Raw genomic sequence first — 25,375 nt, forward strand, 5'->3', positions numbered from 1 at the left:
CCCTCTTCGGGTGCCCCCCGAAAGGGGGTCACGTTTTCACGCCTGCCGACGGGCGCGCAGAAACTCCGTCGCTAACGGCGGAGCTTGCGGGCAACCTAGCGGGCGATCAATTCCGCGGCATCGCCCTGAAATACCAGCGGAGACACATCAACGGAGTAGTCAACCAAGATTGTGATGTTGTCGCGCTCTTCGGGTGGGACAGTGAAGACATAGACACCATCCACCGCAGAATTTGCGGAGACCGATTCCGGAAGTGGTACACCTCCTGGTTCGCGAAGCTCCTGCGCGGGGGTGCGGTCGGCGCCGAAATAGCAGCTCACAACCGCGGTGCGCAGTGTCGCGGCATCCGACGATGTATTCGTGATCGTGATAGTCACCCGCAGCGATGGCCCCGCAACTTCGCCGGGACCCCGCGCTGTTCCGTCGACCTCTTCGACCTTGCTGATCTGAGCGGCAAGACCAGTCGTGATCACTCCGGGTTTGTCGATAGCGATCGGAGCAACGTCAGGCACTACCGGGCCGTCAGTGGGCGCCGGCGACGACGAAGCGGCCGGCGATTCAACCCCGGCCCCCGAGGTTGGCGACGAAGTGGGCAATGTTCCCACTACAGACTTCGGTGCGAACTGAAGAAACAACACCACGCCAAGCCCCACCACAATGGCGACCACTATCGACGCCGCAAGAATTTTCGCAGAACGTGTGCCAAGCCACGCCGGAGCGGCCCCAGCTTCGTAGGGCTCGACCTCGCCACGGGGATGCTTCGACTGTGTCATGGCAGCTCCGTGACTTCGGGAATGTACGGGGTTGGAATATACACCCGTAGCACCATTGACATAACCCCCAGTTCTGGGGAGGAATGCCCATTGACGTGCGGCGTACACTTTCGAGTCCAGACAGTGGGGGGTCTGTTCGAAATTCTTGAGGCACTGCCAGGAGGATGGACAGTTGAAAAGCCACATTTCCGCCAACGCCCGCCTTCCGAACGCCCGCCAGCCCACTGTGCGTATCTTGGGAACCCACGGAATCCCCGCCGCCTACGGTGGTTTCGAAACTGCCGCAGAGAACGTTGCCCTCTTTCTTCGTGACCGCGGGTGGCGCGCTATCGTCTACTGCCAAGTGCCGGGCACCGGTCCAACAACGTACGACAAATGGAATGGCATCGAGCGGGTGATGATCCCCCAGCATCGAGAAGGTTGGCTGGGAACCGCCAGTTTCGACCTCGCCTCCATCCGCCATGCATCACGGTTTCGGGATGTCTGCCTGACGTTCGGCTACAACACCGCCGTCTTCAACATCATCCAACGCATCAAACGCATCCCGAACGTCATCAACATGGATGGCATCGAGTGGTCGAGGTCCCGCTGGGGCAAAGGCCGCCAAGCCATTCTGTGGATCAACGAGCGGATCGCCTGCTGGGTGGGCAATCGACTCATTGCCGATCATCCGGTGATCGAAACCTATCTCGCTACCCGTGCGCGCCGCTCCAAGTTGGTCACGATCACGTATGGCGCTCATGCGGTTGAGCAGGCAGATACGCTCCCCGTGACGACTCGCGGCCTCACTCCGGGGAACTATCTCACGCTCATCTGTCGCCCGATTCCAGAGAATTCGATTCTCGAACTGGTGACCGCATTCTCCCGCGAAAAGCGGGGTCATCAACTCGCGGTCTTCGGAACCTACGACGACAGTGACCCCTACACCCGCGCCGTTCGAGAGGCAGCGAGTGACGAGGTGCTGTTCGTCGGCCCCATCTACGAACCGGATGAGGTAGCGGCTCTACGATTCCACTCCCTCGGATACCTGCATGGGCATACCGTTGGCGGCACCAATCCTTCCCTCGTCGAAGCAATGGCGGCAGGTAATGCGGTCATTGCCCACGACAATCCCTACAACCGCTGGGTGGCGGGTGATGGAGCGTTCTACTTCACCGGGGTGGATGACGCTGCCGAACACATGTCGACTCTGCTCGGTTCACCCGACCAGCGTCGCGCTCTCGCGGCGGCAAGCCGCAGCCGACATCTGACGGAGTTCACCTGGGAGCACGTCGCCGGGCAATACGAAGATTTGTTGGCACTCTACGTCGACATGCACGAACCCCAGCAAGCTCAGGAGGAGTCCGCATGATTCGTGTTGGCGTGGTCGGTTTAGGAAAAATGGGGCTCTCCCATCTCTCAATGATTCGAGCCCACCCCGAAGTCTCTGTTGATGCCGTTGTCGATTCGGCTGGCTACATTCTTGGCGTGCTCTCGAAGTACACGGGACTGAATACGTTCACTGACTTCGACAAAATGCTCGACAGCGTTCAATTGGATGCGGTGCTCATAGCGACTCCCACCCGTTTTCACGCCGCGATGGTTCGCACCGCGCTCGAACACGGACTTCACGTCTTTTGCGAGAAGCCACTCACCCTCACTTCGGCCGAGTCTTCAGAGTTGGCCGAGCTGGCGGCATCCCGTGGTCTCGTCACTCAGGTGGGATATCACAATCGATTCGTCGCAACCTTTCGTGAGGCGAAGCGCCTGATCGACGCTGGAGCCATCGGCCGCATTACCCATGTTCAAGCCGAATCGTATGGCCCTGTCGTATTGAAGGCGAAGGGATCAACGTGGCGGAGCAAGCGCACAGAGGGAGGTGGGTGCCTGTATGACTACGCCGCGCATCCACTCGACCTCGCCACGTGGTTTGTCGGCGACGCAACCGGAGTGGGCGGCACAATTTTGGGCAGCATCTTCTCGGAGAATACTGAAGACGAGGTATACAGCACGATTTACTTTGCGGACGGCGTGAGCGGCCAACTGTCCGTCAACTGGTCCGACGAGTCGTACCGCAAGATGACAACCCGCATGAGCATCTCCGGCACCCAGGGCAAGATCATTGCCGACCGCCAAGAGATTCAGGTGTACTTGCGCAGCACCGCCCCCGAAACAGCGGGCTACCAACAGGGCTGGAACATCAAGTCCACGACCGAACTCACCGACGAAGTGTGGTTCTACTTGCGCGGCGAAGAATACAGCGCCCAACTCGATCACTTTGTGCAGCGAACTCACGACCCCGACCTCCCCTCAACGAACGATTTCACGAGTGCTGCGGTCACTGACCGAATCATCGAACTACTCACTCAGGATGCCGCAGCCGGCCCAGCTGCAACCTCCGTGCCGAGTGCGTCACCGTCTGTGGCGTCGGTCCCGACCCGACGTCGCAGCTTCCTGGGGAGACGATCATGACCACAACAACAGACCGGGCCTCGGCATTCGCATCGCCACCGGCGAAACTCGACCGCGTGCTTTTTGGTGACAATCAGTTCTTTGGCATCAACCATCGGTCAGAAGAAAAAGCACGTGAGCAGGCGATGCGGTTCCACAGCATTGACGCAATCATGGATGTTGTCGACAATGCCTACGACAGCGGCATCCGCACCCTCATGTGCACCACTCACGACCGCATCTCCGAAGTTGTCGACCGCGTTCGATCGCAGCCCGAAAAATATGACGGCTTTTCGTTCTTCCCCTGCATGCCCTACGCCCACAAGTATGCCGACGCCGTCACCGAGAACGGCATCCTCGGCGCCCTCGGAAAATTCTTGCCAGACGAAGGATTGCTGAATGCCATGATGCGCGGCGGGCGTTCGCTCGCGAAGAAAGACATAGAGGGCATCATCACACTGTTGGTCGATGCTGAGATGGCCGGCTTCGCTGGTGCGCGTACTCCCGTGATCTGGCTGCAGAATGTGGTCGTCGATCTACTCCTCGGCCTTGGCTTCACCGATGCTTTTGCAATCTTCGCCAACCATGTGCGCTCACGCTACGGAGCCGAACCCGGGTTCATCACGATGAACTTGCCCATGCTCCTCGACCACCTCGATAGCGCCGGGATCGACAACCCGTTGGTGTGCTCGAACATCAACAAGATCGGCTTCCGCATGTCTGGCGGAACCGAGGCCTATCAGGATGCGTTGGCCAAGCGCCCATTCAGAGCGGTCGCGATGTCAGTATTTGCGTCTGGCGCGATTGCCCCCCGCGAAGCCCTCGAGTGGGTTTTTGCCCAGCCCGGGATCGAATCGATCGTTTTTGGAGCCTCTAGCCGCGGACACATCGAAAGCACTATGGCGCTCGTTCACGAGTTCGAGCAACGCCCCAGCTAGGAAGCGTCAATTGTGCGCAGTTCGCGCCACCAGCGCGCGAGTACCGCGATGAGAATCACAGCGTTGGCGGCGAACAGCAGCCCGTACACGACAACAAAACCGCTCAGCCACCCGAACACCACAAACGACAGGCAGAGCACCGCATAGTCCGTCGGAATCGCAACGATGGTCTGCAACCAGCCTCCGCCGCCACTCGGCTTCGCATACGCCTCCCCGCGCTCGGACGACGCAATCCGGCGTAATTGGTCAGTGAGAATCATCGCGAAAAAGAACACCGACGACACCACAATGAAACCGAGGGGGATCAGCAGCACGGCATCCGGCAGCTCGTCACCGAAGCGATAAAACGAAATGAGGATGACGCCGTGAAAAATTACAATCTTGAACGCATCAACAACGTGATCAAGCCATTCACCAGATTTGGTTCCGCCCCCACGCAGCCTGGCAAGCTGTCCATCGGCCGAGTCGAGGGCGTACCCGAGCAGCAGAAGGACGGCAACGAGAATACCGAGCCACCACGCCGGCTGAACGGTGGAAACAAGAACCAGCGCCACAAGCGTCGACGTCGCACTCGCCATGGTGACCTGATTGGGGGTTCTGCCCATCAGGAATGCTCCGGCAGCGAGCAAACGGCCAAGGCGGCGATTTATCCAGCGCGAGTACGGCGGCGCTCCCCGCCCTGATTTTTGGGCGGACGCAAGCTGCCGGACAATGGCACGGTATCCCAGTGGTGCTGCTGGGCTTTCCCCTGTAGCGGTCATGTTTCACCATAGCGCGACGCCCCTCGACTGGTCGAGAGTTATGCCCCGGTGGGCATGACACCCGCGGGGCTAGCATGGGGGCATGCGCGTTCTCTTCGACGGCTTCTGGTGGGCGCGAGGCCCTGCCTCGAATCGCCAGGTTCTGCGCGAATTCATCTGGGCCTGGGAACGCGAATTTCCTGAAGACGAGATCACCGTCGCCGTTCGCCGGGCATCCATTCAGGTCGCCACCTCAGAGCTGCCTAGTCGGGTCGCCGTAGTCGGCACGCGAGTGAAACCACAGGGCGTGAGCGCGATTCTTGAATTGCCATTTGTCGCGAAACGGCTGCACGCCGATGTGACCATCACGCACAACTTCACGCCAGCGTTTGGGCCTACAGCGGTGTTCATCCACGACTACATGTTTCTGACCTCGCCGGAGTGGTTCACTCTCACCGAGCGCCTCTACTTCAGCCTGATGCCGCTGACGGCGCACCGGGCCACGTGGCTCTTCACGTCATCACGAAACGAAGCCGAGCGCATTGGTCGACTGAGCCGTGGCCGCACTGTCGTTCCGGTGGGTCTTGCTGTGGGGCGAGGCTTAGCGGATGCTGTTCCCCGCAAGCCTCAAGGCCTCGACGGATTCACCGGAGATTTTTTGCTCTGCGTAGGCAGACTCAACGCTCGCAAGAATCTCGCCAACACCATCCAAGCGGCGCTTTCGTCAGGGCGGGCAACTCCAGATTCGCCTCTCGTGATCGTTGGCGAGCCTCAAGGGCGCACTGCTGAGCTTCCTGGCGATATTACTGAGGCCGTCGAACGTGGGGCGGTTCGATTTCTTGGTTTCATCGACGATGACGAACTCGCGTGGCTGTATGGCAACACGGCGCTGCTCCTGTTTGTGACCCGAGACGAAGGGTTCGGCCTTCCCGCCCTCGAAGCGCGCCACTTTGGCGCACCGGTAGTGGTGAGCGATATCCCTGTGTTCCGCGAGATTTTGGGAGCGAATGCTAGCTATGTGGATCCGGATAATGTTCCCGCTTTTGCTGAGGCGATCCGCTCTGCCCCCGCTCGAGCTGCAGTCACGGCGCCAGGCGATCTCGGTTACTCGTGGGAGGCCTCCGTTCACTCACTGCGCGCAACAATTCTGGCCGGCACCACCGGTAACTGACTCCGGAGGTTAGCCCGCCGCTGATGGCGCAGCTCGCTTCGCAATGCTGGCGAACTTGGCGCCCGATACCAGCGAGCAGGATCGCAGGGCACCGCGGCCTCCCGAGATGGCCGCCGGTTCCATTACGACCCTTCTGCTCAACGTGGCAGCGTTCGCGTGCACGAAAGTCCCACCTCTCGTGGCACACATCAGCGACGGGTGTTTACCCTCACATACCTCCCGACGGCAACTGTGAGGGCGCTTGGGGCGGAGAGGGGGTGCACTGGTGGTAATTGTCTGGGCCGTTCATCGCGGTCGCGCGAACGTCCCCTGGTGCGCGCATCATTAGTACGCACCGACAGGATGGATGAGTACCTTGAACGTGCGCCACATTATGACGAGGTCACCGACGACCGACCAGTTCTCGACGTAGTAGAGGTCAAGGCGCATGCTGTCTTCCCAATTCAGGTCCGACCGTCCATTGATTTGCCACATCCCGGTAAGCCCAGGCTTGATGTACATGCGCCGGTTGACCTTCCCTTTATACGCACGCACTTCGTTGGGCAGCGGCGGACGTGGGCCGACGAGGCTCATGTCGCCTTTCAGCACGTTCCAGATTTGTGGCAGTTCATCAAGCGAATACTTTCGGATGAATCGACCGATTTTGGTAACTCGCGGATCGTTCTTCATTTTGAAGAGCACCCCCGAACCCTCGTTCTTCTGAGTGAGCTCAGCCAACTTCTCGGAGGCATCCGTGACCATCGAACGAAACTTGAACATACGGAACATTTCAAGGTTGCGCCCCACCCGCACTTGGCTGAAGAGAGCGCCCCCTGGACTGTCCAAACGGATCAGCACAGTTAAGAGGAGAAAGAGCGGCGAAAGAATGGCAAGTGCGAGGGCAGAGACAACGATGTCGAGGCCACGCTTGACGACGTGCTTTCCCCCTTCGAACTGGGGAATTTCAACGTGGATAAGAGGAAGGCCTTCAACGGGCCGAAAGTGGATGCGCGGCCCTGCCACATTCGCTAGGCGTGAAGCCAGTATCAGCTCGGCGGCCGTACCCTCGAGTTGCCACGCAAGGTTGCGGATGAAGTCATTTCCGCAGCCATGATCACCAGCAACGATCACAGCGTCAGCGCCAAGCTCGGCGGCGGTCGCAGCGACCCGTTCTGGACCGAATTCATACCTCGTGGAGGATTCAGATTTCGGCGAGTCTTGAGAATCCGGTTCCGTCAAGACTCCAACAACGGCGAATGCCGCACTCAGGTTGCCTTTGATTCGCGATACGACGTAGTCGACTTCGCTGCTCGTACCGACAACGACGGCCCGTGAAAGTGCGCGGCCGAGGCGCCGTTGCCTAGTGAGCCAGCGTCGCCAGGACCACCGACTGGCGAGAAGAACGATGACTCCGATCGCCATCGCCAGCACTGCGCCTTTGCCGGGGAAGCCGGCTTCGACAATCAGAAGCGTGATGGATAACAGCCCAAACATGGTCATGCTGGCGGTGATGAGGCTCTTGTACTCGTTGGCGCCGGCACCGATTACTCGCCGATCTCGAGTGTGGAAAATCTGGAGCAACGCGAGCCAAATCATCGCGACACCAGCTAGGCCAAGCCACATGAGGGGGTTCACGCTGACGAGAAAGACGGGGATGCTGGTCGATTCTGCTCTGGTCGAGAGCGCCGCGATCATCGCGAAACAAATGATTACGGCATCCGTAATCAGTAGTTTCGTCTCGTACGTGCGAGCCCAGGCCAAGCCTGACTCTGGATGCCGCGTGGTTGTTGATAGCGGATGGAATTCGGTGGCATCTACCAACCGGAGGTGGCCGCGCTCTCGCTCGGGAGCGGGCTGGGCAGGTAATTTTCTGAGTTCACTCATTTCTCAGCTCTCGGGGAGAAATGAGTGAACTCAGGCAGCGGGTAAGGCTCGGGTTCTTGTTGGGGGCGGGTGATTTTGGGGATGGGTAAAACGGCTCTTGCATCGGGATCACGACATTTCGGGTGTCGGTTTTTTGCGCACTAGAACTTGCGCCCGTCGGGGGACGGGCGTTGGGGGAGGCGCGCTGGTTGGCACGCGCTGCGGGGCGGGTAGGTGGTGCTTGCTCTTGCGGGTACTGACCCCCAATAAGGGGGTAGTGAGTGAAGCTACTCCCGTTGCCCCGATGGGGCATACCCCCCTTTAGGGGGACACGCGGCGTGTCGAATAGATGACAATGACATATGTGGGTATAAAAATGCGAACATCATCTGCCGCGACGGGCAGGCCCGACCTCAGAAATGAGCGGGTGTGTAGCTGCGAATTCTTCACAGTTCTGGACCGAGTATTGGGGCCACGATGGAGGTCCTTAGCTTCCATTTTTCCTGCAAGTCCGCGGATGTTGAGTGCTTCGCGGTCAACTACACGATCATGACGCCCACTACGGCCGCGCCGCAGCTAGCACCGGATACCCGACACTCGGCGCGTGCTCCTTAGCGCGGGCCAGCCGAGCCAGCAGCAACCCCAGGATGAGTTCGCCCCCATGCTTCACGGATCACGAATCCGACTGGACCTCGTCCAAGTGGTCTACGAATTCACCAGCGGTAACGTAACCGCACGACGGCGCCCTTCCGTCCACACGGGCACCGGGACGGTCGTGGTCACGGTCGTGGTGTAGTTTTCGAAGAGAACTCAGCTATCACCCCACGAAAGGTTTCCGGTCCACTATGAGTGATGTCAACATCCGACCGTTCCGGATTGTTGCGTGGTGGGCAAAGTTGGCGTTCTACTGCACCTATCTCATTAGCGGGAGACTTCTGTTCTTCGTTCTCGATTCCGCGGGGGCACCACCTGCTGCTTCCCTCGTGTGTGGGGTGGCATTCAGCTCGTTGGCATTTGTCGTGGGGGTGCGAACTTTTCGCGGCGCAGCCGAGCCACTTGCGGCGCCTCGCCCCTGGTGGCGAGCGACCGCCCGCCCTCCAGCCGGGTTCATTCTCGGCATGCTGACGACAATCCTCGCCCTGAACGAAGTATGGCTTCTCGTCGTCGAGACCCCTCACGGACCGTTCGCGCTAGCAGCGAGCATCATTTCCCTACTTCAAACGCTTCTCGTGACTGGCTACTTCTTCAACTCATCAGTGCGACTGCTCGCCCTGCCGCTCGAGCCCAAGCCTGCGCCCTCGGGTCTTGTGCAGCCGTCACTCACCCTCCGCGACCGACGCTCTCCACCCAGATAGAGGTACAAGCGCCCACTAAAACTCATTTTCTCTAGCAGGTTGCCTCCCCCAACCGATAGCGTCGATTTATCCTGTGCTGCGCAGGAATCGCGAGGGGGCTGAAGGGTACGTGAAGGATCTGCAGCCGCGTGAGCAGTGGTTCAAAGACCAGCGACTCTCAGTGGAGTTGGTTTGCTCAAGCACCCCGCTTCCAGAATCACTACTGCCAGTAAGCCTGCTCACAGAAGAGGTGTTGAGCGTTGGCTACCGAGTCGGATTGCTTTCGGTTTCTGATGCGGTGCGGATAACGCTCCAACGGTTCGAAGACGGAATGACACTGACACCGCGGGAGGAGCGCATCGCGTTCAGCTTCCGTGAGGAAGAACGCGAGATCGGAGTGGAGCTACTTAGCGTGAGTTTGCGCGCCTTCCCCGAGGCAGCACGAGTCTGTCGCTTCCTCACCGTGAGTCTCTATCGCGCGGCGTGGGATGAGCTGGATGACCCACAGGAGTCACTTCAGTCCTTCTTAATTACCTGGCAAGACGGTACTGCGGAGTTTGGGGAGTATTGCAGCCCAGAACCCCGACTCAGCGACCTCGTCCATTTCGATCGCACACAGCGCCGCGCGCTGGCGAGCCTCGGTCGCGCGCTGGACTTTGAGAAGTCTGAGTTGCTGCAGCCACAGAAGGAGACGTCGTAATGGGTGCAACGCTCCCGATCGTTCTGGATGAGAACGGTGATCTTTCGATGTTCCTCACCATCGAAGCTGCCTGTCTTGCCGTTGAAGCGGTCGACGTTGTTAACGAAGAGTACGAGGGGTTCGATGCACTCGGCCGCAGGCTGATCATCTCGGTTCACGGAGAACGCGTCTCTATCGATGTGAACGTCAACGGTGAGCCGGAACCCGCCGAGTTTGCACAACGACTGCGCAACTACTTAACCAACGACGGGGTGAGGCAAAGCGGGATAGAAATTTCGGCCGATGCAACACTGCCAGAACTCGTGCACGCCCTAATGAGGTACCAGTATGGCGTCGGCGGTCCGGCGGGCTACGGCACACTGAACCTGCGCGGGTTGCGGACTCGCGTCGGGTGGGAGATTCATCGTGGGCTGAACGTTTTTCGCATTTCAGCGACGTGGATTCCATGGAACCGCCATCGGGGTCGCGGTCGAATCGAGTTGGTCCGTGGACCGGAGGAGCTGAAGTGACCGCGAACATTGCCGCACTCGTTGCCGAGAAGGTGGCCGAGCGGATCGCAGCCCACTTTCCGGCGATTCAGGTCGTCGTGCATCCGCAATTCCTCAACACATTTACGGCGACAGTTGACTTCACTCCACCCACGCCCGGGGCTGTCGACATCTCTGTGACCGTGGTTTCTGACGGCGGCTACGTTCTTGAGGCCGGCCCCGATCTCGTCTTCGAGAGCAACACCGAACCCGGCGACATCGACGCCCAGGTAGCCGAGATTGCGGAGCAGATTGAAGCCTTCGGGCAGTGCGGAGTGGTGAAACTCCAGACGCGCCCCTTTCTCGGTTTCCTCTCCCCCACGCTGCTTGGAGCGCCCGGCGCCGACCCCGAGCTCGACAAGTGGATGGCGCGCCGCACCTCCCGTGTGATCCGCACGTGGAAAGCGTGGGTGTGATGCCTCTCGAACAAAGAATGACGCTCGTGCCGGGATCAAGCGCACGGCGCCTGCATCACCTCGCCGGTCAATTCATTGGCCTGTGCGTCATACTCGAGATCGTGGGGATCACTCTGGTTATCGTCGGCACGCAAGGCATTCCCGTCGCGTATCCGGCCGGGGTCACGCTCTCGCTAGCGAGCGGGCTCGCCCTCGGGTGGATTCGGTTCTTCGGCTACAACCGAGTCGAGACTCGCGAGCAGCGTGAAGCTGCTGCGGGCTACAACACGATCAGCAGCCGACGGTACGAACTCCCACTCGTGCACGATGTCACCGGCGTGATCCTGCGGCTTCCCCGCAACTACGACGCGACAGCCACACCCGCCCAGTAGCTGCCATCGGGGAACGAGAACTCGGCGACCGACGACTCGTGCATCTGCGCCGAGTAGCCCGGTGCCATCGGCACCCGGTAGGCGCCGTTCTCGACGATGCAGGGGTCAACGAAGTGTTCGTGCAGGTGGTCGACGAACTCGGTTACCCGGTTCTCGAGAGTGCCCGACACAGCGACGTAGTCGAATATCGAGAGGTGCTGCACGAGCTCGCAGAGGCCAACGCCACCAGCGTGCGGGCAGACCGGAACGCCAAACTTCTTGGCCATCAGGTACACGGCAATGATCTCGTTCGGGCCGGCGAGGCGGGCCGAGTCGAGCTGGCAGAAGTTGATGGCTTCGGCCTGGAACATCTGCTTGAAGAGCACACGGTTCATACCGTGCTCTCCCGTCGCAACACCAATGGGCGCAACGGCCTTGCGGATAGCAGCGTGACCGAGCACGTCATCCGGACTCGTCGGCTCCTCAACCCACAACGGGTCGAACTGCGCGAGCGCCTTTACCCAATCAATAGCCTCATTGACGTCCCAGACTTGGTTCGCATCGATCATGAGCTTCGCGTCGGCACCGATGACTTCGCGGGCAATACCGCAGCGCCGGATGTCATCGTCAAGATTCGCACCGACCTTCAGCTTGATGTGGCGGTAGCCGGCATCCACAGCCTCCTGGCAGAGTCGGCGAAGCTTCTCGTCGGAGTAGCCCAACCAGCCAGCACTCGTGGTGTAGCAGGGGTAGCCCGACTCGGTGAGTTCGGCAATGCGCTGCTCCTTGGTGGGAGCAAGTTCGCTCAGCATCGCGATCGCTTCGTCTTTGGTGAGAGCGTCGGTGAGGTACTGGAAGTCTGCGGTGTCGACAAGCTGCTTAGGAGTCATGTCGGCGAGCAACCGCCACAAGGGCTTACCCGCGCGGCGAGCAGCAAGATCCCACACGGCATTCATCACGGCGGCCATCGCCAAGTGCTCGACACCCTTCTCTGGCCCAAGCCAACGCAATTGCGAATCAGACTTCAGTTCGCGGTAGATGCCACCAAGGTCGCCGACGATCTCGTCAACATCCCGACCAACGAGCGGTGCAGCTCGCTGTTCAGCAGTGAGCGCACAGATGTCATTGCCTCGGCCAATGGTGAAGGTGAAGCCGTAGCCCGCGACGCCCTTTTCGTCAGTGCGGAGTACAACATAGGCGGCCGAGTAGTCGCCATCCTTGTTCATCGCGTCAGAGCCGGCGGCGGTGAGCGACGTCGGAAAACGCACGTCGTAGACGTCAACGCTGGTGATAGTAGTCATGCTGAAGAGTTCTCCTTGCTCAGAACAGAAATACAGAAATGGGGCGCTGGTAGTGCGCGGGCTTTGCTCGTCTAACTAGTCACTGTGGAAGACCTCGGGCAGCTCTTTCCACCACTCACCGTCGGCACGATCATCCAGTGGTCGTTGCAGTGGTTCTTGAAGTGCCCACCACCGCTTGGTTTCGGGATCTGCGGCGATAGCGGCCTGATCAGCTTCGTAGTCGTCACCCGTGTACTCGAAGTACGAGAACAACAGGTCGCCGTGACGATAGATCGAATAGTTGTGGATGTTGCTGGCCGCGAGTCGTTCGAGAATCGTTGGCCACACGGCGGCATGGTATCGCTCATACTCTTCGCGGTTCTCGGGTGGGAGGCCGATGACCTGGGCTACTCGTTTCATGGTTATCCCTTCACCGCACCAACCGTTTGTCCCCGCATCAAGAAGCGTTGGGCCGTGAGGAACACGATCAGCAGGGGGATCATGGAGATGAACGTGGCGAGCGCGAGCTGGGGCATGTAGAGCTTCACGTCGAGCCCGGCCGCCACTGTTGCATTGAACAGTGGGCTGGCACCGATGAGCTCTTGGATGCCGATCGAGATGGTTTTGTTCTCCTGGTTAGAGGTCAACAGTGCCAAGGGGAGGAAGAAGTTGGTCCAGTTAGCCACGAAGGAGAAGAACGCGACGAGCGCGATGACTTGCTTCGAAATGGGCAGTGCCACGTAGAAGAAGGTCGAGATCTCGCTGAGGCCATCGATCCGGGCTGCTTCTACCAGCTCTTGCGGCATTGTCGTCATGAAGTGGATATAGACGAGGTACGTGCCGAAGGGGAAGAAGCCCATGATTACTGCCACTGGCCACAATTGGCCGACGGCGCCGATGGCATTCACTTCGAGGAACAGCGGGATGACGAGAACAGTGTTGGGCATCACCATGGCGAGCAGGGTAGCGAAGAGCAGCACCTTGCGGCCGCGGAACCGCAGTCGAGATAGTGCATACCCTGCTGGCAGCGCTGCAACGAGGGCGAGCACTCCGCCAACGATGGCGATCACGAGCGAGTTTCCTACCCAGCGGGTGAAGAGGCCACCATCACCGGGGCCGAAGCCATTGATCTGGCTCCAACTGAACACGACATTGTCCCACGAGATTCCGCCGAGGCCAAGGAAACCATCGGTTCCCGCGAGCACACCTTCTTGGCTGCGGAAGGCCATCGCGATGAAGCCGATGATGGGCAGGATGAAGGCGGCAGCAACGATCACCATGACGGTGATGCGGGCAATCCGGCCAACCGTCCAGTGTTTGGCGCCGACGACGCCGGGAGCGCTGTTGCTCATCGCTTCTTCTCCTTTTCGTCGCCGAAGAGTCCACTCTTCATCACGATGACGACTCCAATGCTGAGGGTAATTACGAGCAGAATGATGGAGAGCGCTGCTGCGGCGGGGAAGTTTCGGTTCGTGAACGCGAAGGCGTAACCCAGCTGGGTTGGTGCCCACTCGCCCGCAATCGCGCCAGAGGAAATCTGTCGCAGCAGGTACGGCTCGAGGAAGAGCTGGAAACCGTAGGCGAGGTTCATTAGGGCTGCATAGCCGATCCAGGGGCGGATGAGCGGAAGCTTGATATGCCACGCCAAATCCCACGCGCGTGCGCCGTCGATCTTGGCTGCCTCAAAGATTTCGTCTGGAATACCGTTGAGGCCGCCATTGACGACAATGATCCACGTTCCGACGCCTTGGAAGAACAGCATTCCGGTGAGAATCATCGGCATGTTGCCGTCGGTGACGATCTCTTTGAGCGACCCGAACCCGACTTCTTGCCAGAGTGGCGCGAGCGGTGACTGGGTGGGGTGAAGGAGGTAGACCCAGAGCACGAAGTTCGCGATTCCGCTCAACGCTCCCGGGATGAAGTAGAAGAAACGCATTGTGTCGCCAAAGCGTCCGGGGCTGGCATGTACCAGCAGCGCCAGGCCGACGATTCCGACCATCATGAGCGGCAACCACACGATCATGACGGAGAAGATGTTGATGAACGTTCCGGAGAACCGATAATCGGTAATTACCGTGATGAACGAGTCAAAGCCGCCGAATCCGCTGGTGGGGTCGACGAGTGTTGGAGCTTTTTGCAGGGCGATCCAGAAGGCGTAACCGATGGGGATTGCTGCGGCAACGAGAAGCAGGGCGAGGTAGGGGGCAAGCAAAATCCAGGCGCCGCGGGCTTCTGCATGGCGTGTGCGGTGACGCCGAGGGGTGGTGGATGCACGGGGGCCGGTAGCCGGTGGCTCCGTACCTTTCGTGGCTAGCGTTGAGCTGCTCATGTATTCCTCGCCTATGAGTTGTGGAGTGGAACAGAGTGTGGGGGCCTCAAGGATCTGAAACCCCCACACATGCTGTGCCTAGCTGGTTGCTGCTATTCGGCGGTGACCGTGTAGCCGACTGAGTTGGCGCGGTTCACGAGCTCTTCTCCGAAGGTACCGAGCGCATCACTCATCGAACCGTTAGCGATCAGCGTGGGGCTAACTGTCTCGGTCCACGCTGCACCCGTGTCGTAGAGCATGTAGGAGTACGGCGCTACTGCTGCTGCCGCATCCTTGAATGCTTGCTGCACGGAGGCAACATCGGCGAAGTAGCCGTCAGCTTCGAGCTTGGCGAGCCAAGCATCCTGAATCGGGCCGTAACCGGGGAGACCGGTTGACAACTCAACCTGCCACGCCGGGTCGGTTGCGACGAAGGTTGCGAAGGTCAGCGTGTTTTCGAGCTGCTTTCCGGTGATGTGTGAGGAGACGCCCCAGAGGCCGCCACCTTCGTTACCGGCGGTCGGGCTTGATTCGCCTTCCCACGTCAACGGTGCGCTTGCACTCATCTGGCCTGCAGGGATCTTCCAGGTATCGCGGAAGAGGTAGTTGCCCCACCAGACGGCACCGGGGCTCATCACGAGGTTGACACCAGCTGCTGCGGCGTCACCATCGAAGATGCCCTGAGTTGTGAGTGCGCCACCGTCGTACATCTGCGTAAGCAGTTCGTTAGCGCGAACACAGTTCGGGTCGTCGAGGTTGATGTGAACTTCCGACTCGGAAAGACGGTCGTTCGTGGGGCAGTCTGCTGCCTGAAGGTAGCGGTTGACTGCGTAAGCGTCGCCCAAGAATCCGCTGATTTTTTCGGGGTGGTCTGCTGCAATTTCCACAGCTAGGTCGCCGTACTCTTCCCACGTGGTGGGGAGCGTGTAGCCGTTCTCGTCGAAGAATGCCTTGTTGTACCAGAACACGTCAGGTGCAGCGTCGTTGCGGAGGCAACGAATCTGACCATCGATGTCGCAGAACGAGAGCACTGCGGGGTCGTAGCCGTCGATAACATCGGGGAGCAGATCGGTGAGGTCTGCGGCGTAGTTGCTCGCTGCACCAGTCGCCCACGCGATGTCGTCATTGGAGGGGAAGAAGATGGCGTCAGGCCATCCTGATCCGGCAGAGTCGAAGTTGGCGAATGCCTGCTTCACGGTCTGCCCACCGACGGTGCCATCGATCTGGACAACGTCGATTTCGATCTCAGGGTGTGCTTCCTGGAAAGCTTCTGCTGCGGGAACACGGGGCGGGTCAACCCACACCGTGATTTTTCCACCCGAGTCAGTTTGTTCGGGGGCGGTTGCGCCTCCGTCAGCTGAACAGCCGGATAGAACGAGTGCAGCGGCGGAAATTATGGCCACTCCTGCACTGGCGGAAAGAAACCTCTTCGTCTTCATTGACACTCCTAGGTGAGTTACTACTGCTTCGTAGTGGAGAGACGCGAGGCGCTGGAACGGCTCGGTTTCTCCGGTGCTCAAACGTTATACCAACCTAGTAAGTTGTGCAAACGTTTGATCAAAGGTTTTTCAACTGTTATCTACGGGTTTGTGCGCTGCACCTCAATAGCCAATGCGCGCGGGATCGATGCGGTAGAACTCCGCGGCGGTGCGGCCGAGCAGTTGTTCGCGGTCTGCGGCATCCACGCTGTCGAAGAGCGGTTGGAGGCCCTGCCAGACCCGGGTGTAGCCGCCGGCGAGCACCGAAATGGGCCAGTCGCCGCCATACATCAGTCGCTTCGGCCCGAAGACCTCGATGGCCCGTTCGAAATAGGGGCGAACGTATTCGGTGGTCCACTGCTGTGGATCACCAGCCGCCGAGTAGAGCCCGCTGATCTTCGCGTAAACATTCGGGTTCTCGGCAGCAATCTCAATCGCCGACCACCACGGTTCACGCTCGTCGAGCCCGATCGGCGGTTTCGCCAAATGATCGATCACCATGCGAAGTTCGGGATGCCGCCTCGAGAGTTCTGGAATCAGCGCGAGGTGCTCCGGTAGAACTGCGACCACGTCGAAGGTGAGCCCAGCGCGCTCCAGCACAGTGAGCCCCTCGTCGACGTTGGGTCGCAGCAACCACTCCGGGTCTTCCTGGGTATGGATGAGCGTGCGAACCCCGACCATGCGCGTATCGCCCTGCCACGATTCAAGCGTTCGTGCCGCTTGCTCGGGGCGATCAATCGGGGCGTAGCCGACAATCGCAGCGACCTCGTGGTGCGCCGCTGCTGACTCAACCATGAGCCGCGTGTCATCGAAATTGTCGGCAGACTGAACCTGAACGGTGTAGTCAATGCCGGCATCCCGCAGCTCAGGAATCAGTTGGTCGAGCGTCATCACCTGGTTTATTGGGGCCAACGAATCGTCGAGCCAGTCATAGTGCGCCCTATTGGGGTTCCAGACGTGCTGGTGAGAGTCAATGATTGGAAAAACCACGGTGTTGTCCCTTCGCCGGTTGCCAGTTTAGAGAATGCCGTGTCGTTCCCACACTGTGCGCAGAGAATCTCCGGCAAGCAGTTCAGCCAGAACCGTCGATTCATTGGATGCTCGGGTGCGAGCTCGCGTGAGCACTTCTTCTTCGTGCGCCTGGGGAATTACGACGGCACCGTCATCATCGGCCATCACGAGATCGCCGGGCGCAATGAGCACTCCGCCCAACTCGACGACAACATCGGAGGCGATGACGCGCATCCGGGCCCGAAAGTCGATCGGGCGGCGCGAGCGCGAGAACGACGGAAAGCCGAGTTCGGCGATCTTGTCAGTGTCGCGCAGGTTGCCGTCGGTGATGACGCCGGAGGCTTTCGCACCAAGCGCTGCCGCACTGAAGAGTTCTCCCCAGAAGCCAGAATCGTTGCTGTTGTCGGTGGCGATCACAATCATCTGGCCAGCGCCAATGCCGTCGATGAAGTCGATTGACTCCTTGTAGGGGTCGTCGAGATCTGACTCGAGTGCCGGAGCGAACCGCACCGTGCGGGCGCGACCGAAAGCTCGCGACCCCGGCGTTATCGGCGCGAGGCGCTGGTTGAGCACTTGGTTGCGCAAGCCCGATTCGTCGCACGAGTCACTCAGAATCGCGGTCGTGAGACGCTCGTCGCCGGGCAACGGGGTGAACCCTGCTTTGCCGGTTGCTGCTGCGGCTGCGGCTCCGGCTGCGGCTGCGGCTGCGGCTCCGGATGCTTCGGGCGTGGGGTTAGCGGATGACATGGCCACCTCCAGGGCTGAACGGGAACTGTGCTTCGATTTCGGGAGTGAGCTGGATGCCGAGGCCGGCAGCCTTCGGAGCGACGATGCCGCCGTCCTTGAACTCGACCTCTTCCACTCGCATCGCGTCACGCAGCGGATTGGGCAGGGTGCAGTACTCGAAGAGTTCAACGTAGGGGTTGGCGAGCACGGTGTGCAGGTTCGCGGCGACGGTGACACCACTGCCCCACACGTGGGGAACCGTCTTCACGCCAGTGGCGTGAGCGAGTTCGGCGACCTGCGCGAAGGCCTTCGGGCCACCGACGAAAGTGACGTCGGGCTGAGCAACATCGAGCGCATTCGCGTCGAGCAGTTGAGCGAAGTCCCGCACGGTTCCGTTGGATTCGACACCGGAGATCGGTACGTTCACGGCGGCACGCACGGCGGCGTAGCCAGCCACGTCATCCGCCTGGCAAGGTTCTTCGTACCAGCGAGCACCAAGTTTGGCAGCCTTATGGCCAACGCGAATTGCTTCCTCGACGGGCCACGGGTCAGAGGCACAGGCCTGCACGGCGTCAATGACGAACTGCACGCCCTCGGGTAGCAGCGCGGTCACATGGTCGAGCAGCTTGATGGTGGTGTCTGGGTCGGTCATGGCGCGGAACTTCACGGTGCCAAAGCCGGCTTCGATCTGGGCGGCAGCCCAGTCGGAGACTTCGCCGAAGGTCGTGCCGAGTCCGCCGCTGGCGTACGACTCGATCCAGTCGCGTTTGAGGCCACCGAGCACTTCGTAGCCTGGCACGCTGAGGCGCTTAGCTACGGCATCCATCGCGGCTGTTTCGATTGCTCCGGCAACGCCGTTGAGCATTCCGCCACGCGCCCAGAAAGCGGTGTAGGCGCGGAGGTGGTCGGCGACTTCGAGGGGGTGAGCGAATTCGTGGTCGAGAACGTAGGGGCGGAAGGCATCCACGATTCCAGGCACGGCGGCGGCTGCCATGATGCCGGCTCCCGCTTCCCCGACTCCGGTGGTTCCATCAGAGAGGGTTACTTCGACGAGAGCGGCATCCCAGGACCAAATGGTGCCTCCGACCCACGTGAGTTCTTCTCCGGGCTGGTACCGGTGCGAAAGCAACACTGCGCGCACGGCGGTAATGGTGAGAGCTGTATCAGTGAGTCCCATGGGAAGGGCGCCTCATTTCTAGTAGCGAGCGATAATGGTTACGGTATCTGATCAATCGTTTGATCACAAGCATGTGGGACCGCATCCGCGCAATTGCACTTCAGACTGCGGGCGCTGTTGAGGTGGGCATGGCGCTATTAGCCCGGTGATCTAGAGCGCAGCAACCAGCCCGGCAGCTTCGAGGTCGCCCCAGAGCCCCTCGGGCATCGTGGACGCATAGCGTTCGATGTTCGACCGCACCTGTCCGCCCCCGCGCGCTCCGACCACAACGGAAACGACCGCCGGATGCCGCAGTACGTACGCGATAGCGGCCTCGGGAAGTGTGACGCCGTGGGCTTCACACGCATCCGCAACCCGATTGGCCCGCTCAAGAATCTCGGGCGGAACCGGCCCGTAATCAAAGGTTGCATCGGGGCTCGGTCGATTGCGGCCGAGCAATCCCGAGTTGTAGACGCCGGCAACGACAACGCCGACGTTGCGTTCGAGAGCGAGGGGCATGAGGTCTGCGAGCGCCGAATCGTCGACAAGGGTGAAGCGTCCTGCACACATTACGAGATCAACATCCGCGCGGCGGATCAACTCGGCGAGCGGAGCCGACGCGTTCATTCCTGCACCAACCGCCTTCACCACGCCCTGCTCGCGTAGCTCAATGAGTGCGCCGATTCCCTCGGTCGAGGCCTGCTCAAAGTGGTCGTCGGGGTCGTGCATGTAGAGCACATCGAAGTGGTCGAGCCCGGTGCGGGCGAGAGAATCTTCGACTGAGCGAAGGATGCCGTCGCGACTGAAATCCCATTGACGCTTGGTGACGGCGGGCACGGCAAAGCCCTGGTCATCCATCTGGTCTTCTCCACCGGGATTCGGTACGAGGAGCTTGCCGACCTTGCTCGAGATCACGTAGTTGTCGCGGGGGTGAGTGCGCAGCTGCTCGCCGAGGCGACGCTCCGAGAGGCCGAGCCCGTAGTGCGGCGCAGTATCGAAGTAGCGAACTCCGGCATCCCACGCGGCGGCAACACTCTCGTCAACTTCAGCGTCCGTGGTTTCACGGTAGAGGTTTCCCAACTGCGCGGCCCCCAGGCCGATCTCTGTCAGTTCAAGTCCACGCTGAGTTGATCTGGTTTTCACTGTTGGCCCCTCCAGGGAGTGTTAGCGCGCCGGTGGCGCAGTAGATTCGCGCACGATCAGCTCGGGTGCTGGGTCGGCGATGACACGGTCTTCGGCCGTTCCCGAGTTGATGTTCTCCCACAGGCTGGCCATCGCAGCACGGCCAAGTTCATAGAGCGGCAGGCGCACGCAGGTCAGCGGTGGCCACGCAATTTCGGCGGTCCAGGTGTCGTGCATCGCCACGATCGACATGTCTTCAGGTACGCGGATGCCCAACCGTCGTGCCTCCGAAAGCACACCGTGAGCGGCGTTGATGTTCGCCACGACCACCGCTGTGGGTGGGGTCGACAACTCGGCCATCGCATCGAGGGCTTGAGCACCCTGCTTGGGGTAGTAGCCGAAGTCGGTGACGAGTTCGGGTTCGACCGTGAGTTTCGCGTTCGCCATCGCCTCGAGGAATCCGGCGAGACGTCGCTGACCTGACTCCGAGGTTGGCACACCGCCGGCGTACCCGATGCGGGTGTGGCCGAGCTCGATGAGGTGCTCGGTTGCCAGGCGCATCCCCGCCTCATCTTCGAGGCGAACAGAACCACCGCTGCCAGGGTTGATTGTGTTGATCGAGATCACGGGCAAGCCGCTGTCGGTCACCGTGCGCAGATCGTCACCACTTAGGTGGTCACCGAACTGCACGAGAACACCGTCGACTCGTCCCTCACCCATGAGGCGCGGGATCGACTCTTCACCTTCGGGCAAACGTTCGGTACTGGCGATCAGCACCATGTAATCCTTGCTGCTGGCCTCTTCTTCCACTCCGCGCATGAGCTCAGCAAAGATGGCGTTGGTCACACCGGGCACCACAAGGCCGACGGCGTGAGTGCGCGACGACTTGAGGGCTCGAGCCGTGAAGTTGGGGCGGTAGTTAAGCTCTTTCGCTGCATCATGAATGCGCTGACGGGTCGCCACACTCACTCGCACGCCAGGTTTTTCACTCAGCACCCGCGAAACCGCCGACACCGAAACTCCGGCGCGGGTCGCAACATCACTCAAAGTAGCCATAGTTGCCAGTGTATTCGGGCAACTAGTCGCTGGTACGTCGATTGACCAGATAAAGATGAGTCAGCACCATCACGGTGTCACCATGTTGGTTGGTTACCGTGACCAGCTCGTGCAGGTAGCCAGCCTCCTCCGGTCGCTTCGCGTGCAACGACATCTCGTTGATCTCGGCGGTTACCCGAATGGTGTCCCCAATGAAGACGGGGCGGATGAAGCGGATGCGGTCGTAGCCATAACTCATCGCTTGCGGGTTGATGTCGCCCGCCGTCATCCCCACGGCGACGGAGAGGATGAGGGTGCCGTGGGCAATGCGCTGACCAGCCGGCTGCGTCGCCATCCATTCGGCATCCATGTGGTGCGGAAAGAAGTCGCCGGTCTGGCCAGCGTGCAGCACAATGTCAGCTTCGGTGATGGTGCGGCCAACGGTTTCGCGCCGCTCCCCCACCTCGTGGTCGTCATACCAGCGGTCTTTCGTGAGCATCAGCGCACCAGCCATTCTGCGACGCCAGCGTCGAGGCGTTCGCGTAGTTCGTCAATGGTGATCTCGCCGCGCAGGGCTGAGGTCACGAGCGGGGAGACCGCATTTTGTAGTTCGATGTAGGTAGCGAACCGCGGGCGCAGGTAGGCACCTTCGAGCGTTGCGCGCGTGCCGGTGAAGAAGTCGAGGCTGTCGGCGTTGGTGCGCGCACTCTCCCACGCGACGGCGTTGCCGGGCTGGCCGCCGCCGTCATAGTACGAACCCTCTTGCACGGCGCCCGACGCGAGCCAGTAGGCGTGCGCGATCGCGGCATCCATCACCTGGCTGCGTGACGACACGGCGATACCCGCACCGCCAAGCAGCGAGCCGGCAACGCCACGAGTGGAGCTCGGGATGTCGATGTACTGCACGCGGTTTGACCGGTAGCCCGCACGCGAGTAGTTGGTGTACCCAAACAGCAGCGGCGCGTACGCGAAGGTGTCACTCTCGGCGAGCACATCCGCGACCTGAATCGGATTGAAGCCGGCGTTGTCGGCTGGCACCAGCCGCGCCAAGCGAGTGAGCAATTCCATCGCGCGGGTCAGCATGTCTTCTGAGAGGAAGACGCCGGGGTCAGCCATGGCATCTTCGCCGAGCCCTGACGCGATCGTGATGAGGCTCGAATACGCGTCGACGGGCTTGAAGGGCCACAGCACTCGACCCTCTTCGGCGAGCGCGATCACCTCATCCCAGATGCGCGGCGGCGACTCGAGAATATCGGGGCGGAACGCGGCAACCTGCGCGGCAGCATCGAGCGCAAGGCCCCATTGCTGGCCGAGGTGCTGGTACGACTCGTGCGAGCGACCAACCGACTGCGTTGCCAGCGTGGCCAGCTCGGAGTCAAAGCCGCGACCGTTCAGCGGAGTGAAGAGGGCATCTTCTGCAGCAATCGGAATGTGCGGATGATCGATCACAAGCAGGTCGTACTGCTCAACCATGCTGTCCAAGTCTTGGTCGGCAAAAGCCTGCAGTGAGCGGTACTCCCACTGCACCTCAACATCGGGAGCTACCGAGCGATACGCTTCGGCGGCCTTCACGACGCTGCCGTAGCCGCGCTCGTGTTCCCAGGTCATTCCCTTGATGATCGTCGGGCTCATGCGGAGGCCTCCTGGGTTGCGGGGGCGCTTGTTGCGGCGGCGCGGGAGGGGAACTCGGCACGCACTCGAGCGTTGTCCTCTCCGAGAGTCGGGGCCGCTTTAGTGCTCGTGAGAATCTGGCCATCAACGCGAATGGGGCTGCGGGTGGTGAGCAACTCGTTGCCTCCGCGGCTGACCGGCTGCGTCATCCGAATCGCTTCGAACCCACCCGAGGCCAGCAGTTCGTCGAGCGTGAGCACGGGAGCACACCACACGTCGCCGGCATCGAGAATGTCGAGCCACTGTTGGGTGGTGCCGGTCGCAAAGCGCGCGGCGAGCAGGTCTTCGACGTACTCTTGGCGATCCCACGCCAGTTGAGGGTCGTGCATCTCACTCAGTTCGGGCATGCCGAGCAGGTCGCCCAGTTTCGGCAGCGGATTCATCGCCATCGCGATGTAACCATCAGTGGTGGGATACGTGCCGTAGGGCGCCGCCAAGAAGGCGTGAGCCGAGTGCTCGCCATGACGTTGCACCGTGATGCTGTCGTCGTTGAGCTTGGTGCTGAGCAGTTCGAACTGCAGGTCGAGCATTGCTTCGAGCAGGCTCGTCTGCACGAGCCCGCCCTTGCCGGTGCGGAACTTACGCACGAGAAGGGCGGTCACTCCTTGAGCGATGTGGCAGCTCATAAGGTGGTCGGCAATCGAGAGCCCGACAGGCACAGGGCCGTCAGTCTTCGAGCCGTTGAGCCACGGGATGCCCGACATCGACTGAGCGAGCAGGTCTTGCCCAGGGCGATCCTTCCACGGGCCCTCTTCGCCATAGCCGGTCGCGCTGGCGTAGACGATGCCGGGGTTGATGGCGCGCACCGATTCGAAGTCGAGCCCGATGCGTTCCATCACGCCGGGCCGAAAGTTCTGGATGATCACGTCGGCACGCTCGACAAGTTCTTTGACGTAGGCGAGGTCGTCGGCCACCTTGAGGTCAGCAGTGATTGATTCTTTGTTGCGGTTCATCGCGTGGAAGGAAACGGTGTCGCCGTCGAACTCTCGACCGGCGAACGCGAGGGTGCGACCGATATCTCCCGTGCCGGGTCGTTCGACCTTGATCACGCGGGCGCCGAGGTCTGCGAGACGCATTGCGGCGACTGGTCCGGCCAAGAATTGGCTGAAGTCGAGCACCAAGATGCCCTCGAGGGGGCGGTCCATTGGCGCAGACTCCGTTGGTGCGCCGTTGTCGTCAGTCATTGCTGTTCAGCCTTCTGTTGATCCTCGTGAACAATCGTTTGATCATGCTAGTATGACGCAGAAATACACGCAAGGGAGCCAGGCCGCGACATCCGGTGCCAAGCACCGTCGTTGCCCCTCATCCGCCCTTCGTGTCCACTAATCGCAAAGGAGCGCACCAGTGCTGAGCGTGAGTTATGTAGGCGAGCAACGCCTTGAGGTCAAAGAGTACGAACCGAAGCCTCCGGCCGCCGGTGAGGTTCAAATCGCCGTCGCCTACAACGGACTGTGCGGCACCGATATGCACATCCTGCACGGCAACATGGATGCTCGGGTGCAGATGCCACTCACTTTCGGTCACGAGATGAGCGGCACCATTTCCGCCTTCGGCAATGGCGTTGAAGGCTGGAACGTTGGCGACCACGTCACCGTCATGCCGCTCTGGTGGGACAACACGTGCCCCGCGTGCCTCGCCGGCAACCAGCACATTTGCCAGAACCTCGACTTCATCGGCATCGACTCCCCCGGCGCGCTTCAGGGCAAGTGGAATGTTCCCGCCGAGACGCTTGTCGCCCTCCCGCCTGAGCTGCGTCTCGATCACGCCGCGCTCGTCGAGCCTGCTGCGGTTGCGGTGCACGATGTTCGCCGTTCGGGATTGGTTCCCGGGGACAAGGCCGTGATTATCGGTGGTGGTCCGATTGGGGTGCTCATCGCATCCGTCGCCCGTGAATTTGGCGCTGAAGTAGCCGTAATCGAGATCGACGCCGGTCGTCGCGCGCAGATCGACGCGCTGGGCTTCACGACCATCAGCCCGCTCGAGGTCGACCAGGTTGCCTGGGTCAACGAGTGGACCACGGATGCCGGTGCCGACGTGGTCTTCGAAGTCTCGGGTGCTGCGGCTGCCGTGCTTGGCGCCACCGACCTCGCGAAGGTGCGCGGAACTCTCGTGGTGGTCGCGATCCACCCCACGCCCCGCGAGATCAACCTGCAGCGCGTCTTCTGGCGCGAACTCACCATTATGGGAGCGCGCGTGTACCAGCGCACCGACTTCGAGAAGGCGATCGAACTGCTCAATACGGGCGTCATCCCGGCCGACCTTCTGATCACGCGCATTGTGCCGCTGTCGCAAACCAGCGAAGCTTTTGCTGACCTGGCCGCAGGTAAAGCGATGAAAATTCTCGTGGATGTCGCGGGCCAGAAGTGA

26 protein-coding genes are annotated in these 25,375 nt (G+C 60.7%); 10 read left to right on the top strand and 16 right to left on the bottom strand.

Translation table 11 applies throughout. The features are described 5' to 3' along the window. Window positions 1-95: 95 nt before the first annotated feature. Window positions 96-773 carry a hypothetical protein gene (locus AC061P_RS13615; protein WP_480391468.1) on the bottom strand — a complete coding sequence of 226 codons (678 nt, stop codon included), beginning with the start codon at window positions 771-773 and terminating at the stop codon, window positions 96-98. A gap of 172 nt (window positions 774-945) precedes the next feature. Between AC061P_RS13615 and AC061P_RS13620 the strand changes: the two genes are divergently transcribed. From AC061P_RS13620 to AC061P_RS13630, 3 genes are read left to right on the top strand one after another with little or no spacing between them, the layout of a single operon-like run. Continuing rightward, on the top strand, window positions 946-2,124 hold the full coding sequence (locus AC061P_RS13620) for a DUF1972 domain-containing protein (protein WP_480391469.1): 1,179 nt from the start codon (window positions 946-948) through the stop codon (window positions 2,122-2,124). Further along, window positions 2,121-3,224 (top strand): Gfo/Idh/MocA family protein, encoded by a 1,104-nt coding sequence (locus AC061P_RS13625; RefSeq protein WP_480391470.1) that lies wholly within the window; start codon window positions 2,121-2,123, stop codon window positions 3,222-3,224. Before AC061P_RS13620 ends, AC061P_RS13625 begins: the two co-directional genes overlap by 4 nt. Further along, the gene (locus AC061P_RS13630; RefSeq protein WP_480391471.1) at window positions 3,221-4,141 is read left to right on the top strand and encodes a hypothetical protein; all 921 of its coding nucleotides are present in this window, start codon (window positions 3,221-3,223) and stop codon (window positions 4,139-4,141) included. The genes AC061P_RS13625 and AC061P_RS13630 overlap by 4 nt, the downstream gene beginning before the upstream one ends. Here AC061P_RS13630 and AC061P_RS13635 read toward each other — a convergent pair. Further along, window positions 4,138-4,902, bottom strand: coding sequence for a CDP-alcohol phosphatidyltransferase family protein (locus AC061P_RS13635; protein ID WP_449647784.1), 765 nt, complete (start codon window positions 4,900-4,902; stop codon window positions 4,138-4,140). The two genes, AC061P_RS13630 and AC061P_RS13635, sit on opposite strands and share 4 nt — an antisense overlap. 82 nt (window positions 4,903-4,984) lie before the next feature. Here AC061P_RS13635 and AC061P_RS13640 point away from each other — a divergent pair, with 82 nt between their 5' ends. Continuing rightward, window positions 4,985-6,052 carry a glycosyltransferase family 4 protein gene (locus tag AC061P_RS13640; protein WP_449647785.1) on the top strand — a complete coding sequence of 356 codons (1,068 nt, stop codon included), beginning with the start codon at window positions 4,985-4,987 and terminating at the stop codon, window positions 6,050-6,052. Between the two features lie 324 nt (window positions 6,053-6,376). Here the strand turns inward: AC061P_RS13640 and AC061P_RS13645 are convergent, their stop codons facing one another. Next, window positions 6,377-7,915, bottom strand: a complete 1,539-nt coding sequence (locus AC061P_RS13645; RefSeq protein WP_449647786.1) for a sugar transferase — start codon at window positions 7,913-7,915, stop codon at window positions 6,377-6,379. A gap of 824 nt (window positions 7,916-8,739) precedes the next feature. Between AC061P_RS13645 and AC061P_RS13650 the strand changes: the two genes are divergently transcribed. From AC061P_RS13650 to AC061P_RS13670, 5 genes are all read left to right on the top strand, one after another. Further along, entirely contained in the window at window positions 8,740-9,249 is a 510-nt protein-coding gene (locus AC061P_RS13650) for a hypothetical protein (RefSeq protein WP_449647787.1), read from the top strand. Between the two features lie 109 nt (window positions 9,250-9,358). Continuing rightward, window positions 9,359-9,928: a hypothetical protein gene (locus AC061P_RS13655; protein ID WP_449647788.1), complete on the top strand. Its 570-nt coding sequence runs from the start codon at window positions 9,359-9,361 to the stop codon at window positions 9,926-9,928. Beyond that, window positions 9,928-10,437, top strand: coding sequence for a hypothetical protein (locus AC061P_RS13660; protein ID WP_449647789.1), 510 nt, complete (start codon window positions 9,928-9,930; stop codon window positions 10,435-10,437). Before AC061P_RS13655 ends, AC061P_RS13660 begins: the two co-directional genes overlap by 1 nt. Further along, window positions 10,434-10,871: a hypothetical protein gene (locus AC061P_RS13665; RefSeq protein ID WP_449647790.1), complete on the top strand. Its 438-nt coding sequence runs from the start codon at window positions 10,434-10,436 to the stop codon at window positions 10,869-10,871. Before AC061P_RS13660 ends, AC061P_RS13665 begins: the two co-directional genes overlap by 4 nt. Continuing rightward, the gene (locus tag AC061P_RS13670; protein WP_449647791.1) at window positions 10,871-11,242 is read left to right on the top strand and encodes a hypothetical protein; all 372 of its coding nucleotides are present in this window, start codon (window positions 10,871-10,873) and stop codon (window positions 11,240-11,242) included. The genes AC061P_RS13665 and AC061P_RS13670 overlap by 1 nt, the downstream gene beginning before the upstream one ends. Here the strand turns inward: AC061P_RS13670 and AC061P_RS13675 are convergent. The 13 genes from AC061P_RS13675 to AC061P_RS13735 all read right to left on the bottom strand — a co-directional run bounded on the left by AC061P_RS13675 (window position 11,212) and on the right by AC061P_RS13735 (window position 24,192). After that, window positions 11,212-12,522 (bottom strand): L-fuconate dehydratase, encoded by a 1,311-nt coding sequence (locus AC061P_RS13675; protein WP_480391472.1) that lies wholly within the window; start codon window positions 12,520-12,522, stop codon window positions 11,212-11,214. The two genes, AC061P_RS13670 and AC061P_RS13675, sit on opposite strands and share 31 nt — an antisense overlap. A 75-nt stretch (window positions 12,523-12,597) precedes the next feature. Beyond that, on the bottom strand, window positions 12,598-12,921 hold the full coding sequence (locus AC061P_RS13680; RefSeq protein WP_449647793.1) for an L-rhamnose mutarotase: 324 nt from the start codon (window positions 12,919-12,921) through the stop codon (window positions 12,598-12,600). Between the two features lie 2 nt (window positions 12,922-12,923). Next, on the bottom strand, window positions 12,924-13,853 hold the full coding sequence (locus AC061P_RS13685) for a carbohydrate ABC transporter permease (RefSeq protein ID WP_449647794.1): 930 nt from the start codon (window positions 13,851-13,853) through the stop codon (window positions 12,924-12,926). Continuing rightward, window positions 13,850-14,830 (bottom strand): carbohydrate ABC transporter permease, encoded by a 981-nt coding sequence (locus AC061P_RS13690; protein WP_449647795.1) that lies wholly within the window; start codon window positions 14,828-14,830, stop codon window positions 13,850-13,852. The genes AC061P_RS13685 and AC061P_RS13690 overlap by 4 nt, the downstream gene beginning before the upstream one ends. Before the next feature lie 92 nt (window positions 14,831-14,922). Further along, window positions 14,923-16,248, bottom strand: coding sequence for an ABC transporter substrate-binding protein (locus tag AC061P_RS13695; RefSeq protein ID WP_480391473.1), 1,326 nt, complete (start codon window positions 16,246-16,248; stop codon window positions 14,923-14,925). Window positions 16,249-16,410: 162 nt separating this feature from the next. Beyond that, the gene (locus AC061P_RS13700; protein WP_480391474.1) at window positions 16,411-17,277 is read right to left on the bottom strand and encodes an amidohydrolase family protein; all 867 of its coding nucleotides are present in this window, start codon (window positions 17,275-17,277) and stop codon (window positions 16,411-16,413) included. Between the two features lie 27 nt (window positions 17,278-17,304). After that, complete coding sequence (locus AC061P_RS13705) at window positions 17,305-18,045, bottom strand: RraA family protein (protein WP_480391475.1); 741 nt, start codon at window positions 18,043-18,045, stop codon at window positions 17,305-17,307. Continuing rightward, window positions 18,032-19,201, bottom strand: coding sequence for a mandelate racemase/muconate lactonizing enzyme family protein (locus AC061P_RS13710; protein ID WP_480391476.1), 1,170 nt, complete (start codon window positions 19,199-19,201; stop codon window positions 18,032-18,034). The genes AC061P_RS13705 and AC061P_RS13710 overlap by 14 nt, the downstream gene beginning before the upstream one ends. Before the next feature lie 150 nt (window positions 19,202-19,351). Further along, window positions 19,352-20,323 (bottom strand): aldo/keto reductase, encoded by a 972-nt coding sequence (locus tag AC061P_RS13715; protein WP_449647800.1) that lies wholly within the window; start codon window positions 20,321-20,323, stop codon window positions 19,352-19,354. A gap of 21 nt (window positions 20,324-20,344) precedes the next feature. After that, entirely contained in the window at window positions 20,345-21,358 is a 1,014-nt protein-coding gene (locus tag AC061P_RS13720) for a LacI family DNA-binding transcriptional regulator (RefSeq protein ID WP_449647801.1), read from the bottom strand. A gap of 22 nt (window positions 21,359-21,380) precedes the next feature. Further along, a complete protein-coding gene (locus AC061P_RS13725; protein WP_480391477.1) occupies window positions 21,381-21,851 on the bottom strand; it encodes a MaoC family dehydratase in 471 nt (156 codons plus the stop codon). Beyond that, window positions 21,836-22,969, bottom strand: coding sequence for a type 2 periplasmic-binding domain-containing protein (locus tag AC061P_RS13730; protein WP_480391478.1), 1,134 nt, complete (start codon window positions 22,967-22,969; stop codon window positions 21,836-21,838). Before AC061P_RS13730 ends, AC061P_RS13725 begins: the two co-directional genes overlap by 16 nt. After that, entirely contained in the window at window positions 22,966-24,192 is a 1,227-nt protein-coding gene (locus tag AC061P_RS13735) for a CaiB/BaiF CoA transferase family protein (protein ID WP_449647804.1), read from the bottom strand. Before AC061P_RS13735 ends, AC061P_RS13730 begins: the two co-directional genes overlap by 4 nt. Before the next feature lie 160 nt (window positions 24,193-24,352). Here AC061P_RS13735 and AC061P_RS13740 point away from each other — a divergent pair, with 160 nt between their 5' ends. Continuing rightward, window positions 24,353-25,375 carry a zinc-dependent alcohol dehydrogenase gene (locus AC061P_RS13740; RefSeq protein ID WP_449647805.1) on the top strand — a complete coding sequence of 341 codons (1,023 nt, stop codon included), beginning with the start codon at window positions 24,353-24,355 and terminating at the stop codon, window positions 25,373-25,375.

It is taken from the genome of Rhodoglobus sp. G.S.4, from assembly GCF_056619605.1.